At 72.8% G+C, this 14,435-nt stretch carries 13 protein-coding genes and 2 pseudogenes; 7 read left to right on the forward strand and 8 right to left on the reverse strand.

The genetic code is table 11. The features are described 5' to 3' along the window. Positions 1-211: 211 nt before the first annotated feature. Together ABD335_RS30290 and ABD335_RS30295 are read left to right on the forward strand one after the other, a co-directional pair. Positions 212-739 (forward strand): SseB family protein, encoded by a 528-nt coding sequence (locus ABD335_RS30290; protein WP_344329289.1) that lies wholly within the window; start codon positions 212-214, stop codon positions 737-739. Positions 740-846: 107 nt separating this feature from the next. Next, positions 847-1,827 carry a pirin family protein gene (locus ABD335_RS30295; protein ID WP_344329290.1) on the forward strand — a complete coding sequence of 327 codons (981 nt, stop codon included), beginning with the start codon at positions 847-849 and terminating at the stop codon, positions 1,825-1,827. Between the two features lie 44 nt (positions 1,828-1,871). On the opposite strand, the gene ABD335_RS30300 is transcribed toward ABD335_RS30295, so the two are convergent. Then, the gene (locus tag ABD335_RS30300) at positions 1,872-4,109 is read right to left on the reverse strand and encodes a SpoIIE family protein phosphatase (RefSeq protein WP_344329292.1); all 2,238 of its coding nucleotides are present in this window, start codon (positions 4,107-4,109) and stop codon (positions 1,872-1,874) included. Between the two features lie 198 nt (positions 4,110-4,307). On the opposite strand from ABD335_RS30300, the gene aspS reads away from it, so the two are divergent. After that, complete coding sequence (gene aspS / locus ABD335_RS30305; protein WP_344329404.1) at positions 4,308-6,074, forward strand: aspartate--tRNA ligase; 1,767 nt, start codon at positions 4,308-4,310, stop codon at positions 6,072-6,074. Between the two features lie 92 nt (positions 6,075-6,166). Here aspS and ABD335_RS30310 read toward each other — a convergent pair whose 3' ends face one another. Continuing rightward, a complete protein-coding gene (locus ABD335_RS30310; protein ID WP_344329294.1) occupies positions 6,167-7,357 on the reverse strand; it encodes a phospholipase D-like domain-containing protein in 1,191 nt (396 codons plus the stop codon). Positions 7,358-7,570: 213 nt separating this feature from the next. Between ABD335_RS30310 and ABD335_RS30315 the strand changes: the two genes are divergently transcribed. Continuing rightward, entirely contained in the window at positions 7,571-8,134 is a 564-nt protein-coding gene (locus ABD335_RS30315) for an AAA family ATPase (RefSeq protein WP_344329296.1), read from the forward strand. A gap of 154 nt (positions 8,135-8,288) precedes the next feature. Here ABD335_RS30315 and ABD335_RS30320 read toward each other — a convergent pair whose 3' ends face one another. The 5 genes and pseudogenes from ABD335_RS30320 to ABD335_RS31005 all read right to left on the reverse strand — a co-directional run. Continuing rightward, positions 8,289-8,486 (reverse strand): hypothetical protein, encoded by a 198-nt coding sequence (locus ABD335_RS30320; protein ID WP_344329298.1) that lies wholly within the window; start codon positions 8,484-8,486, stop codon positions 8,289-8,291. A gap of 154 nt (positions 8,487-8,640) precedes the next feature. Next, positions 8,641-9,762 (reverse strand): annotated as a pseudogene (locus tag ABD335_RS30325) (aminoacyl--tRNA ligase-related protein); the annotation flags it as partial. Between the two features lie 16 nt (positions 9,763-9,778). Further along, entirely contained in the window at positions 9,779-10,621 is an 843-nt protein-coding gene (locus ABD335_RS30330) for a TIGR02452 family protein (protein ID WP_344329299.1), read from the reverse strand. 84 nt (positions 10,622-10,705) lie between these two features. Continuing rightward, positions 10,706-11,116 carry a VOC family protein gene (locus ABD335_RS30335; RefSeq protein ID WP_344329300.1) on the reverse strand — a complete coding sequence of 137 codons (411 nt, stop codon included), beginning with the start codon at positions 11,114-11,116 and terminating at the stop codon, positions 10,706-10,708. Between the two features lie 76 nt (positions 11,117-11,192). Beyond that, positions 11,193-11,489 (reverse strand): annotated as a pseudogene (locus ABD335_RS31005) (macro domain-containing protein); the annotation flags it as partial. 251 nt (positions 11,490-11,740) lie between these two features. Here ABD335_RS31005 and ABD335_RS30340 point away from each other — a divergent pair. Together ABD335_RS30340 and ABD335_RS30345 are read left to right on the forward strand one after the other, a co-directional pair. Beyond that, the gene (locus ABD335_RS30340) at positions 11,741-12,133 is read left to right on the forward strand and encodes a helix-turn-helix domain-containing protein (protein ID WP_344329303.1); all 393 of its coding nucleotides are present in this window, start codon (positions 11,741-11,743) and stop codon (positions 12,131-12,133) included. A 68-nt stretch (positions 12,134-12,201) separates the two neighbouring features. After that, complete coding sequence (locus ABD335_RS30345) at positions 12,202-12,612, forward strand: VOC family protein (protein WP_344329304.1); 411 nt, start codon at positions 12,202-12,204, stop codon at positions 12,610-12,612. Positions 12,613-12,619: 7 nt separating this feature from the next. Here ABD335_RS30345 and ABD335_RS30350 read toward each other — a convergent pair whose 3' ends face one another. Then, entirely contained in the window at positions 12,620-13,441 is an 822-nt protein-coding gene (locus ABD335_RS30350; protein ID WP_344329305.1) for an ABC transporter ATP-binding protein, read from the reverse strand. Between the two features lie 283 nt (positions 13,442-13,724). Between ABD335_RS30350 and ABD335_RS30355 the strand changes: the two genes are divergently transcribed. Beyond that, complete coding sequence (locus tag ABD335_RS30355) at positions 13,725-14,414, forward strand: FadR/GntR family transcriptional regulator (RefSeq protein WP_344329307.1); 690 nt, start codon at positions 13,725-13,727, stop codon at positions 14,412-14,414. Positions 14,415-14,435: the final 21 nt, after the last annotated feature.

A 14,435-nucleotide genomic window follows, 5' to 3' on the forward strand; every position in this document is an offset into this window, starting at 1 on the left:
GTCGGTAATAAGAATCAACCCCGATCCGCCCGACTGTGACCGAACCCTCCGAGGAGCCTCCGGGACGGACCGGTCCGATCCCGATCGGGACCGTTTCCGAACCCGGCCCGGAATGCGACCCGGAACCCGGTCCCGACCCCGTTGCCGGACCCGGCCGGAAGGCGCTCCCGCCGGGGGTGGAGGCGGCTCGGGAGTCGATACCCTTGCGTCCATGTACGGCTACGACCAGACCGGAAACGCGGGCCGGCACGCCGGTCACACCGGCCACCCCGGACACGGCGGACACCCCGGGCACGGCGCGCACGCCGGACAGCAGCACTACGCCTCCCAGCAGCCGCCGCCCGCCTACGGCCAGCAGCAGCCGCTCTATCCGGAGCCGTCGCCGCCGTCCCTCGCCGAGGCCGTACGGGCCTTCACCACGGGCGCGATGTCCGCCGAGGACTTCCAGGCGATCTTCGCCACGTCCAAGGTGTACTGCCCGCGCGGCGACACCCCCGGCTTCCTGGCCCTACACAACACCCAGCAGCCGGTGATCCCGATGTTCACCACCCTCAAGGAGCTGCGCGCGTACGCGGGCAAGGACTCGAAGTACTTCGTGATCACCGGAGCCGAGGTGCTCGACCTGCTGCCCTCGGGCTACGGCTTCGTGCTGGACATGGAGGGCGACCACCGGATCGTCTTCGACGCCAAGGCGGTGGAGGAGATGGTCGACTTCGCGATGCGCCGGATGTACGGCTGATCTTCCACCGGGGCGCGCGCCGGAGCGCGCGGGTACGGCACAGACGCCCTGGTTAAATGTTGAACGTTTAACTACTATGGATCTCCCACCCCGCCGAGGAGGTCCCCATGCCCGCGATCACCGTCGAGAACCCGCTCGCCCTGCCGCGCGTCCCCGTACCCGGCGAGGAGGCCAGACCCCGGCCCGTGCTCGCGGTGACCACCGCCCCCAGCGGCTTCGAGGGGGAGGGCTTCCCCGTGCGCCGCGCCTTCGCGGGCATCGACTACCGGCACCTCGACCCGTTCATCATGATGGATCACATGGGCGAGGTGGACTACGCGCCCGGGGAGCCCAAGGGCACCCCGTGGCACCCCCACCGGGGCTTCGAGACCGTCACCTACCTGATCGACGGCAGCTTCGTCCACCGGGACTCCGCGGGCGGCGGCGGCGTGATCAACGACGGCGACACCCAGTGGATGACGGCCGGAGCCGGCCTGCTCCACATCGAGACGCCGCCGGAGGAGCTGGTCGTCAACGGCGGCCTCTTCCACGGCGTCCAGCTCTGGGTGAACCTGCCGGCCAAGGACAAGATGACCACCCCCCGCTACCAGGACATCGGCGGCGGCCGGGTGAAGCTCCTCAGCTCCGCCGACGGCGGCGCGCTGCTGAGGCTGATCGCCGGCGACCTCGCGGGCCACTCCGGTCCGGGCGTCACCCACACCCCGATCACCATGATCCACGTCACGGTCAGCCCCGGGGCCGAGGTCACGCTCCCCTGGCGCGAGGACTTCAACGCCCTCGCCTACGTCCTGGCCGGCCGCGGCACGGTCGGCGCCGAGCGCCGCCCGATCGCACTGGGCCAGGCGGCGGTCTTCGGCCCGGGCTCCTCCGCGCCGGAGGCCGGGGGAGGGACGCTGACCCTGGGCGCCGACCGGTCCCAGGACTCCCACACCCCGCGGCTGGAGGTCATCCTGCTGGGCGGCCGCCCCATCCGGGAGCCGATGGCCCACTACGGGCCGTTCGTGATGAACAGCCACGCCGAGCTGGTCCAGGCGTTCGAGGACTTCAAGGCGGGCCGGCTGGGCCGCGTCCCGGCCGACCACCTCTGAGGGCCCGCGCCCCAGGACGCGCCCCCGCCCCGCCCGGGGCGGGGTCAGGCGTCCACGGGCGACTCCGCGCCCTCGTGGATCTCGAACCAGATGCTCTTGCCCTCGCCCCTGGGCTCCACGCCCCAGGCGTGCGCCACCATCTCCATCAGCAGCAGGCCCCGGCCGCGGGAGGCCAGCTCGCCGGGGTTGCGGCGGTGGGGCAGCTCGTCGCTGCGGTCGGCGACCTCCACGCGCAGCCGGCGCGAGCCGTGCTCGCCGGTCAGCTCGGCGACCACGGTGGCGTCCCCGTCCGTGTGGACCAGGGCGTTGGTCAGCAGCTCCGACAGCAGCAGGACGGCACCCTCCACCTGGTCCTCGACCGCCCAGTCGTACAGCAGCTCGCGCAACTGGTGGCGGGCGTCGGCGATCCGGGCCGGCTCGTCCTGGCCCACGGGTATGACGACGCGGCGGCTGGGCGCGCGCCAGCGCGGCGGCGCGGTGGCTCCGTCGCGGCCCAGCAGCAGCAGCGCGATGTCGTCCTCGTGCACGCCGGGCCGGCGCCCGACGCCGGTGCCGGTCATGTGGCGCTTCGGCGGTCCGTGCATGGTGCGGATCAACGCGTCGGCGAGCGCCTCCAGCGAGCTCTCGGAGTAGGACGCCAGCGCCCTCAGCAGCCGCTCCCAGCCGGTCTCGTAGTCCAGGCCGCCCGCCTCGACCAGCCCGTCGGTGCACAGCAGCAGCGTCTGGCCCCGCTCCAGCACCAGACGGGTGACCGGGTAGTCCGTGTCCGCGTCGACGCCCAGCGGCGGCCCGGGCGCCACCGACGGGGTCAGCACCGTGCCGTCGGTCAGGCGGACGACGGGATCGGGGTGGCCCGCCCGCGCGATGTCGAGCGTGCCCGTGGCCGGGTCGACCTCCACGTACAGGCAGGTGGCGAAGCGGTGGTCGTCCTCGACGTCCTTCGTCTCCTCCTCGGACAGGTACGCCCCGTCGTCCTCCAGCAGCTCCGACAGGAAGCGGCTCGTGCGGGAGAGCACCGCGTCGGGCCGGTGCCCCTCGGAGGCGTAGGCCCGCAGCGCGATCCGCAACTGCGTCATGATCCCCGCGGCCCGTACGTCGTGCCCCTGCACGTCGCCGATGACCAGGGCCGTGCGCCCGGACGGCAGCGCGATCACGTCGTACCAGTCGCCGCCCACCTGGAGACCGCCGCCGACCGGCATGTACCGGCCGGCCAGCCTCATGCCCGGGACGGTCGGCCGACGGCCGGTGCGCATGGTGCGCTGGAGGCTGTCCGCCAGCTCCCGCTTGGACTCCTGGACGTACACCCGCGACAGCGACTGCGCGAGCATCCGCGCCACCGTGGTCAGGACGTACCGCTCGTCCGGGGTGAAGGCGACCGGCTCCCGGAACGCGACCAGCCAGGAGCCGATCGACCGCCCTCCCACCATCAGCGGCAGGTAGGCCCAGGCGCGGTTGCCGTAGGTCTCGATGAAGGACCACGCCGCGGCGAACCGGCGGCGGTACTCGTCGGGGGAGGACAGGTAGACGGCCCGGCCCGTGCGGGCCACCACGGCGGCCGGATACTCGCTGTCCATCGGGATGTCCTGGAACAGCCGCTCCGCCCCGGAGTGCGGCCCGTAGGCGCCGATGGGGACCAGCCGGTCGCCCCTCACCCCGAAGACGGCCAGGTCGGAGGGGGAGAAGCCGGGCATCGACAGCTCTCCGGCGACCCGCAGCACCTCGGTCGTGGTCTGGGCCGCGGCCAGCGCCATGCCCGCCTCCATCAGGAACGTCTCGCGGGACCGCCGCAGGTCTTCGCTGATCGGCGTCTGCGCGCCGGGGGACCGCACGGTGGGGGTCTCCCCGGCGGGCTCCGGGGGTTCGAGGGGGGCGGCTTCGGCCTCCTCCGGCGAGAGTTCGGGGTGTTCCCGGACGGGCCGGGACGCCTCGGCGATCAGGCCGTACAGCACCAGGCCCCTCAGGTCCGGTTCCGGCTCCACGGACTGGTCGGCGGGGGCCATCCGGATGCGCACGTACCGCACGACCGAGCCGTCCTCCGCCACGACCCGCATCAGCACCTGGGCGATGGTGCCCTCGGTGGCCACCAGGGCGGAGATGTTGTGCAGCTCGGCGTAGTCGATGGGGTGGAAGCGGATGCGCAGGTCGTCCTCGCGGAGGGTGGTCGGCTCGGGCGGCAGCCCCAGCAGCCGGGCGGCGGTGGCGTCCAGGGTGCTCAGACCCGTGTCGTTGTCCCAACGCCACAGACCGGTCCTGGTGGCCGCCAGCATGTCCTCGATGCGCACTTTTCCACTTTATGTGGATATCGCGGGGGGCACCCGACAGAGGAGGGCCGGGCGGTAGTCTGAGGCGTGTGTGTCCGCGCTTCGGGGCTCGTGCGCCACGTTCCCCGAGGCGACCCGGACGGGCCCGGCGACACACCCGGCCGGTGTCCCGGCAGCCGCCCGACCAACGACCCGACAACCTGACGACTTGGACGAATGATGCATCGGTACCGGTCCCACACCTGCGGCGAGCTCCGTACGGCGGACATCGGCAAGGACGTCCGCCTCTCCGGCTGGCTGCACAATCGGCGGAACCTGGGCGGCATCCTCTTCATCGATCTCCGGGACCACTACGGCATCGTCCAGCTCGTCGTCCGCCCGGACACCGCGCCGTACGAGGCCCTGAGCTCGATCTCCAAGGAGTCCGTCGTCCGCGTCGACGGCCAGGTCGTCGCCCGCGGCGAGGAGAACGTCAACCCCGAGCTGCCCACCGGCGAGATCGAGATCGAGGTCGCCGAGGTGGAGGTGCTGGGCGGCGCCGACCCGCTGCCCTTCACGATCAACACCGAGGACGGCGTCAACGAGGAGCGGCGCCTGGAGTACCGCTTCCTCGACCTGCGCCGCGAGCGGATGCACCGCAACATCATGCTGCGCTCGGCGGTCATCGCGACCCTGCGCCAGAAGATGACCGCGCTCGGCTTCAACGAGCTGGCCACCCCGATCCTGTCGGCCACCTCCCCCGAGGGCGCCCGCGACTTCCTGGTGCCCTCCCGGCTGCACCCGGGCAAGTTCTACGCGCTGCCGCAGGCCCCGCAGCAGTTCAAGCAGCTGCTGATGATCGCGGGCTTCGACCGCTACTTCCAGATCGCGCCCTGCTTCCGCGACGAGGACGCCCGCGCCGACCGCTCGCCGGGCGAGTTCTACCAGCTCGACGTCGAGATGAGCTTCGTGGAGCAGGAGGACGTCTTCGGCGTCATCGAGAAGGTGATGACCGAGGTCTTCGAGGAGTACGGCGGCGGTCGCCACGTCACCTCGCCCTTCCCGCGCATCCCGTTCCGCGAGGCGATGCTGAAGTACGGCACCGACAAGCCGGATCTGCGGGTCAAGCTGGAACTGGTCGACGTCTCCGAGGTCTTCGCCGGCTCGGACTTCAAGGCGTTCGCCGGCAAGCACGTCCGCGCCCTGGCCGTCCCCGACACCGCCGACCAGCCGCGCAAGTTCTTCGACCAGATGGGCGAGTTCGCCGTCGAGCAGGGCGCCAAGGGCCTGGCCTGGGTCCGCGTCGGCGACGAGTCCAAGCTGACCGGCCCGATCGCCAAGTTCCTCACCGAGGACGACGTCTCCGCGCTGCTGTCCAAGCTAGACGCCAAGCCGGGCACGGCGATCTTCTTCGGCGCGGGCGAGTTCGACGAGGTCTCCAAGATCATGGGCGCGGTCCGCGTCGAGGCCGCGCGCCGCACCGGCCACTTCGAGGAGAACGTCTTCCGCTTCTGCTGGATCGTCGACTTCCCGATGTTCGAGCGGAATGAGGACACCGGCGCGATCGAGTTCTCCCACAACCCGTTCTCCATGCCGCAGGGCGGCCTGGAGGCGCTGGAGACCAAGGACCCGCTGGACGTCCTGGCCTGGCAGTACGACATCGTCTGCAACGGCGTCGAGCTGTCCTCGGGCGCGATCCGGAACCACGAGCCGGAGATCATGTACAAGGCGTTCGAGATCGCCGGGTACAGCCGCGAGGAGGTGGAGCGCGAGTTCGGCGGCATGCTCCGCGCCTTCCACTACGGCGCCCCGCCGCACGGCGGCATCGCCCCGGGCGTGGACCGCATCGTGATGCTGCTGGCCGACGAGCCCAACATCCGCGAGACCATCGCCTTCCCGCTCAACGGCAACGCCCAGGACCTGCTGATGGGCGCCCCGAGCGAGGTCGACGAGGCCCGCCTGAAGGAGCTCCACATCTCGGTGCGGAAGCCTCCGCAGGCGAAGTAGCCGCGACGCTCGGTGGGGGGCGGGAACCGTGACCGGTTCCCGCCCCCCACCGCGTCCGGGCGTCCCACCGGACGTGTTCCACCGGGCACCCCTCACAGGAAGCGGCGGACCGGCACGGTGGCGGCCTCCCGGACCCGTTGCAGGACCGGCCGCCTCCGCCACCGCCGGCCCTCGATCCGGACGCTCCTGGTCAGGTCCTCCTCGAAGTGTCCGTCCAGCGTCGCGGTGAAGTCCTCGTCCAGGACGGCGAGCATGACCTCCTCGTCGTGGTCGAGCGAGCGCCGGTTGAGGTTGGTGGAGCCCACCAGCGCGGCGACCCCGTCGACCGTCACGATCTTGGCGTGCATCATCGTCGGCCGGTACTCCCAGATCCGCACCCCGCACGCGGTGAGCCGCTCGTAGTACCGCTGCCCGGCGAGTTGGCACACCCGCTGGTCGGTGTACCGGCCCGGCAGCAGGACGTCCACCGCCACCCCGCGTCGCGCGGTGGCGCACAGCAGCTCCACGAAGTACGGGTCGGGCGCGAAGTACGCGGTGGCCAACCGCACCCGCTCCTGCGCGCTCTCCAGCACCACCCGCAGCAGCGTCTGCATGTCCTGCCAGCCGAAGCTGGCCGAGCCGCGCACCACCTGCACCACCGCGTCGCCCCGCGGCTCGTGCTCGGTGAAGCGGTCCCGCTCGTCGAAGAGGACGGGCGCGCACTCGGCCCAGTTCTGCGCGAAGGCGGCGGCGATGCCGTCCACGGCCGGGCCGCGCACCTGGACGTGGGTGTCGCGCCACTCGTGCTCGTCGCGGGCGTCGCCGCACCACTCCTCGGCTATCCCCACCCCGCCGGTGTAGGCCACCTTCTCGTCCACGACCAGCACCTTGCGGTGGCAGCGGTGGTTCTGCTTCAGCGGCGAGAGCCACATCGGCTTGCGGAACCAGACCACCTGCACCCCGGCCCGGTCCATCAGTTCCAGCAGGTCCCGCTCGATCAGCCGGCACCCGAAGCCGTCCAGCAGCAGCCGCACCCGGACGCCCGCGCGGGCGCGGTCGGCGAGCGCGTCGGCGAACTCCCGGGCGATCGCGCCGCGCCAGTACACGAACGTCATCATGTCGACGGTGTGCTCGGCGGACCGGATGCTCTCCAGCATCGCCGGGAAGATCTCGTCGCCGTTGCGCAGCGGAACCAGGGCGTTGCCCTCGGTCGCCGCGATCCCGATCAACCGCTCCAGCCGCCTGCGCAGCCGCAGCTTGCGGTTCTCCGTGCGTCTTCCTGCCTGGTCGTGGCCGGTGTCCATGGCGCCTTCCCCGAGAGATCCCGACGGAAATCGAAAGTCCTGCCGGAATCCGTATGCCCAGCCTTCGCCGGCACAGGAACGGGAGGGGACGGAAAGCGCCACCGCCGTCCCGCCCGGCGGACGGCGGATCGTCGCGTTCCGTTCGCCGGCCGTGTCACCCTGACAGAGGGTGCCGCCGATCGACGGGACACCCTCACCGGGAGGTGCACACCCATGGGGTCGTCCCTGGAGTTCGCCCTGGGGTCCGCCGTGGTGGTCGTCACCGGGGTGATGGCCTCGGGAAAGACCACCGTCGCCCAGGAACTGGCCGAGCACCTGCCACGCACCGTGCACGTGCGGGGCGACATGTTCCGCCGGATGATCGTCTCCGGCAGGGAGGAACTGCTGCCCCAGCCCGACGAGACCCCCGAGGCCGTCGTCCAGCTCCGCCTGCGCCACCGCCTGTCCGCCACCGTGGCCGACATCTACGCGGAGGCCGGGTGGACCGCCGTCGTCCAGGACGTCCTCCTCGGCAAGGACCTGGCCGAGTACGTCGGGACGGTGCGTACGCGCCCGCTGTACGTGGTCGTGCTCGCGCCGCGCCCCGAGACGGTGGTGGTCCGGGAGGAGGAGCGGGAGAAGACGGGCTACGGCATGTGGACGGTGGAGGAGCTCGACCGCGTCCTGCGCGAGGAGACCCCGCGCGTCGGCCTGTGGCTGGACAACTCCGACCAGACCCCCGAGGAGACGGTGGCGGCGATCCTCGCCGACCTCGACACCGCCCGCATCCCCGACTGACCCGGTCGCCCCGGCCGGTCCGCCCCCGTGACATCGGCGGCTCGGAGGGCGGCGAACGTCGAGGCCGAGCGGAAGTCCCGGCCGAAGGTGCCGGAACCGACCCGGGACCGGCCCGCCGCACACGGGCCCGGTCCCCACGGTCGCGCCCGCCCGCTCAGGCCCCGGCGTCTCCGGTGACGCTCCACCGGCCGACCTCGCGGTAGGCGGAGTCGTAGACGTCCGAGCCGTCGCCGGGCTTCAGGTCGTAGTGGTGGAGGTTCCCGCCCCAGTAGCGCAGGATCCGCCCCAGCTCACGGACGGTGTCCTCACCGGGCTCCATGCCGTCGAGGTCGACTTCGAGAAGGAACTTCATTCAGAGCCTCCGCTCCCGGATGTGGTCGATGCGCTCGCCGGCTCGCGGGTTCAATTGTTTCATTGAACTTCCCAGTGAGACTTTCGGCGGAGAATTCCTTTCTTTGCACGAGAGTTTCTCCGGGCAGTCTCAAAGGGCGTCGAATGCCCAGAGGTCATCTCCGAGGCTCGGGCGCACCGTCCCACAGAGCGATGGAGTGGGCGGCGACGAGGGCGCCGACACGGGTCAGGACGTCGTCGGCGGGCAGCGGGTCGAGGCGGCGCCCGTCGCGCAGGCGCAGGGCCACCCGGCCGTCGGCGGCCTCCCTGGCGCCGATCACCGCCTGGTAGGGGACGAGCCGGGCGGCCCGGACACGTGCGCCCAGGCTCCCCCGCTCCGGCCCCGCGACCTCGGCGCGCAGCCCCCGGTCGACGCACTGCCGCACGAACTCCTCGGCGTGGGGCAGTTCGGCCTCGGAGACGGGGAGGACCACCAGTTGGACGGGGGCGAACCAGGCCGGGAAGGCGCCGCCGTACAGTTCGACGAGGTGCGCGACGACCCTCTCCACACTGCCGATGACGCTCCGGTGGACCATGACCGGCCGGTGTTCGGCGCCGTCCGGGCCGATGTAGCGCAGGTCGAACCGTTCGGGCTGGTGGAAGTCGATCTGGACGGTGGACAGGGTGGACTCCCGTCCGGCGCTGTCGGCGACCTGGACGTCGATCCTGGGGCCGTAGAACGCCGCCTCGCCCTCGACGGCCTCGTACGCCAGGCCGGAGCGGTCGAGGACGTCGGTCAGCAGCGCGGTGGCCCGCCGCCACATCTCCGGGGCGTCGACGTACTTCCCGCCGGGACCGGGGAGCGAGAGCCGGTGGCGGACGGGGCGGATGCCGAGCACCCGGTACGCCCGGCGGATCAGGTCCAGGGCGGCGCTCGCCTCGCCGACGGCCTGGTCGAGGGTGCAGAAGACGTGCGCGTCGTTGAGGTGGATCGCCCGCACGCGGGTCAGCCCACCCAGCACGCCCGAGAGCTCGGAGCGGTACATGCCGCCCAACTCGGCCAGGCGCAGCGGGAGTTCGCGGTGGCTGCGGGAACGGGAGCGGTAGATCAGCGCGTGGTGGGGACACAGGCTCGGCCGCAGGACGACCTGCTCCCCGCCGAGGTTCATCGGGGGGAACATGTCCTCGCCGTAGAGGGACCAGTGCCCGGAGATCTCGTACAGCTCCCGTTTCCCGAGCACGGGCGAGTGGACGTGCCGGTAGCCCGCCCGGCGCTCCTCGGCGCGGACGTACTCCTCTTTCCGCCGGGGCGGGTCAGGGCCGGGCGAGATCGGCGAAGGCCCGGTGGAAGGCGGCCCGCGTCGGCGAGTCGGCGCGGCGGTCGAGGACGGCGAAGACGACGTGCGCGAACCGGTCGGCGAACCGGCCGCCGGCCGCCAGGTGGGTGCGGAACGCGTCGGCGACGACCGCCGGGTCGTTCCGGAACACGCCGCAGCCCCACGCGCCCAGCACGAGCGCTCGGTAGTCGTGCGCCGCGGCCACTTCGAGGACCCGCTCGGCGCGCGTGCGCAGCGCGCCCGGGATGCGGCCGGCCTCCTCGGGGGCGCGGTTCCCGATGACGCCGGCGTTGGGCGCGGGCGAGACGAGGAAACCGACCTCGAACGGCTCGTCGAGCAGTGCCCCGCGGTCGTCGCGGAACACCGGCACGCCCGGCGCGTGGATGACCCGGTCGCTGTAGAAGGCGCTGCGCTCCGCCCGGTGGTGCTCGTAGTACTCGGGGGCGCGCAGCAGGCAGGCGTAGAGCGCGGAGGCTCGGCACAGCGCCTCCTCCTGCGCCTGCGCCCCGTTGAGGTAGCCGCCGCCCGGGTTGCGCGCGGAGGCGAAGTCGAGGACCGCCACCGGGCCCGGACCGTCCGCGACGAGCCTGCGGGCGGCCTCCAGGCTGCTCTCCCCGGTCACCTCGACGACGGTGGGCGCGGAGTTCCGCGCCGGGGGTTCCGGCACCGGCACCGGCTCGGGCCCGAACAGCCCGGTTCCCTCCATCGCGGCGGCGACGGCCGCGGCGATGGACACCTCCCGGCCCCCGGGCGCCGTGTACCGGCCCCGTTCGACGATCTCCTCGGTCTGCTTCGCGATGCCGCGCAGCCGTGCGCTCACGATCGCTCCCCCGTGTGGTGCATGGGGGAGATCGTCGGCGACCGGCGGCCCGCGCGCAACGGGGTTTCCCGGGCCCCGGGCCACTCAGGAGCCGGACCACCCGCGCCGGCACAGCACCAGCCGGTAGCCGTCCGGGTCCTCGACGGTGACGCCCCACGCGTTCCAGTACGGGTTCGGGGACGCCACGCGCCGGCCGCCGTGCTCCTCCAGCCGCGCCACCGCCTCCTCGGGCACGGGACCGTCGAGGTAGACCACCAGCAGGTCCTCCTCGGTGGGACGCGGCTCGACCGGGTGGGCCCGGTCGTGGACGAGCTCCAGGTGCCAGGAGGCGTCCGGCCACCCCAGCATCAACAGGTCGTGCTCGCCGGGGCGTTCGCCGCCCTCGGCCCGGTACAGCACGCTCAGCCCCAGCCCGTCCCTCCAGAAGCGTTCCGCCGCCGCGAGGTCGCGGGACGGGCGGGCGATACGGATGTGACTGCGGCCGTCGACGGGCACGGGCTTCCCTCCGGAGGTGGCGGTTGCGTCCGGAAGCGTAGGGACGCGGTGGTCCGTGGCGCATCGGCCGTCGGCCCTACGTTCCGGGGACGGGGCCGTCGGGAAGCGGACCCCCTCGGCGGTCCTCTCGGGAGCGTCGGGTGCGCGTGGACGCGTCGTCGGGAGCAGGAGCGCCCATGCCGTACAGCGTGACCTCGACGGGCAGCGCCCCGGGCTTCTCGACGATCGGCGAACACACCCGGGGCCAGGGCAACCCCCCGTGGCCGCAGCCCAGAGGAGGCACGGCGATGCTCGCCGGTCCCGGTTCGCCGACGAGACGTACGAGGTCGTCCAGGCCGTCCTCGACGTCCCGGAGCCGGGACGTGTTCCGCCGGTGCCGTTTCGTGGATCGGGGCCTGCGCGTCGTCGTGCGGCGGGTTCCCGCTGGACTCGACGATCACGGCCGCGCGCCTCCTTCCCCCCGCCGGCGGTGCCGTGCCCCTGCGTTCCCCCGGAGGTACCAGCCGGGTCCGACACGGAGTCCGGTACCGGTGCGGGCGGGGAAGGGCGGTGAGCCCGTTCCCGGACGCCGACGGGTGAGGAGGAACGGACGCGGACGGCGGGGAACCGTGGTGTGATGGCGCCGTGAGCCGCGCCGCAGAAGAGACCAACCGCCGTATGCTCCGGGCGCGGGACGCGATGGACCGCGCCTACGCGCAGCCGCTGGACGTCCCGGCCCTGGCCCGGATCGTCCACGTGTCGGAGGCGCACTTCACGCGCACCTTCCGGGCCGTGTTCGGCGAGACGCCGCACCGCTACCTGCAGCGCCGCCGTGTCGAGCGTGCGATGTTCCTGCTGCGGGAGACCGACCGCAGCGTGACGGACATCTGCTTCGACGTCGGCTTCGGCAGCCCGGGAACCTTCAGCCGCACGTTCCGCGACATCGTCGGCCGGTCGCCGAGGACGTACCGGAGGGAAGCGGCGTCCGCGGGCGTGCCGACGTGCTTCACGATGGCGTGGACCCGGCCGAGCGCCTGACCGTACCGCCCTTCGATCGAGCAGTTTTGGACAAGTTTCCGTCCGCCCCACCCCGTAGCGTGGCGCGCATGTTCACCGCGATCACGCATTCGGCGATATACGTCCTCGACCAGGACGAGGCCCTCGACTTCTACGTCGGCAAGCTCGGTCTGGAGGTGGTCGCCGACGTCGACATGGGCTTCATGCGCTGGCTGACCGTCAGCGTCCCCGGCCGGCCGGACCGCCAGATCCTGCTGGAGAAGCCGGGCACTCCGGCGATGTCCGAGGAGACGGCGCGGCAGGTCCGCGAGTTGGTGACCAAGGGCGCGATGGGCGGCTGGCTCATCCTCACCACGGACGACTGCCACACGACGTACAAGACGCTGCTGGACCGGGGCGTCGAGTTCACCGAGGAGCCCACCGAGCGCCCCTACGGGATCGACTGCGGCCTCCGCGACCCCTTCGGCAACCGCATCCGCTTCACCCAGCCGAAGGGCTGAGGCCCGGTCACACGGCCTCTCGGGAAAGCCCCGCCCCGGACGCGCGGTCGGTCCGCACGCTCCACCGGCCGTCGAGACGGGTGAGGCGGAGCGGGTGGTCGAAGCACGTGCCGATCCGGTCGTCGGTGAGTACCTCGTCGACCGGGCCGGAGGCCAGGCACCGCCCCTCGCGCAGCAGCAGCGCGTGCGTCGTGCCGGGCGGGAGTTCCTCCAGGTGGTGGGTGACCAGGACCGACGCCAGTTCCGGGTGGGCGCGGTGGAGCGTGTCGAGCCGATCGACGAGCTGTTCGCGGCCGGCGACGTCCAGGCCGGTCGCGGGCTCGTCGAGCAGCAGCAGCCGCGGTCTGGGCATGAGCGCCCGCGCGATCAGCGCGCGGCCCCTCTCGCCCTGGGAGAGGGTCGGCCACCGTGCCTCGCGGCGGTGGCCGAGGCCGAGCAGGTCGACGAGGCGGTCGGCCTCGGCGGTCTGCTCCGGCGTCGGGTGCCACCGGGGGACCCGCTCGACGGTGTTGGTCAGCCCGGTCAGCACCACGTCCCGGACCTTCAGCGGGGTGCGCAGGGGGTGCCGCGGGTCCACGTGCCCGACGTGGGAGCGCAGTTCGCGCAGGTCGACCCGGCCCAGCCGGTGGCCCAGGACCTCGACCGTGCCGCAGGTGGGGTGGGTGAGCGCGCCCAGGAGGCCGAGCAGGGTGCTCTTGCCCGCGCCGTTGGGGCCGAGCAGCGCCCAGTGCTCCCCGGACCGCACCGTCAGCGAGATCTCGGACAGGATCGGGGAGCCGTCGCGGACGAGGTCCACGCCGTCCACGCGGAGCACCGGTGCCGTGGTCACGGGCGGGCTCCCCTCGCGGGGGGCGGCGGCCGGCGGGAGGTCGCCGGACGGGGTGCGCGGGGCGGGGGACGCCGCGGTCGGGGAGGGCGGAGCCATGGAACGGACCTCTTTCACTCGGCCGTACGGTGACCGGCGCGGCGCGGCACCCGTCGCGGGGAGCCGGTCGTGTCAGGCCCCGCGGCGGCGACCGAGGACGAGGAGCACGCGCTGTGACACGTCGGGTACGGTAACCGGAAACAACTCCTCGGACAACCTGAGGAGTTCGGGGAAGGGGGAAGGCCGGATGTCCTTGGAGGCCCTGCGGCCGACGCCGCTGGTCGAGCAGGCGGCCGAGCGGCTGCGCGAGCAGATCACCGAGGGCCGCTGGCCCGTCGGGACGAAGCTCCCCGGCGAGACGTCCCTGGCCAAGGCCCTCGGCGTGGGACGGTCGACGGTCCGCGAGGCGCTCCGCGCGCTCGCCGGCGCCGGGCTCGTGCGGGCGCGTCAGGGCGCCGGCGTCTTCGTCGTCGCCACCGGGCCCCGGGAGGACCTGGCCGACCAGCTCCGTCGGGCGGCCGTCACCGACGTCTACGAGGTCCGGATGCTCCTGGAGGTCGAGGCCGCGCAACTGGCCGCGCGGCGCCGCACCGAGGAGGACGTCGCCGCCGTGCGCGCGGCCCTGGACCGGCGCCGCGCGGCCGCGGACGGCGACAACGCCGGGTTCGTCGACGCCGACATCGCTCTCCACGCGGCCGTGGTCGACGCGGCGCACAACCCCGTGCTCACCCGGCTGTTCACCGAGTTCGCGCCCCTGCTGCGCCAAGGGCTGATCGACCTGCTGGACCTCCTCCGCCTGCGCTCCGACGACCCGAACCACGGGGACGACTCCCACGCCGCCCTCGTGGACGCCGTCGTGCGGGGGGACGCCGAGGAGGCCGGGCGCGTCCTGCGGGAGGAGCTGGAGCGGACGCTCGCCCGGCTCCACGCCGTCTGACGCGCGACGGCCCCCGACCGT

It is taken from the genome of Streptomyces macrosporus (assembly GCF_039533145.1).
Taxonomy (GTDB): Bacteria; Actinomycetota; Actinomycetes; order Streptomycetales; family Streptomycetaceae; genus Streptomyces; species Streptomyces macrosporus.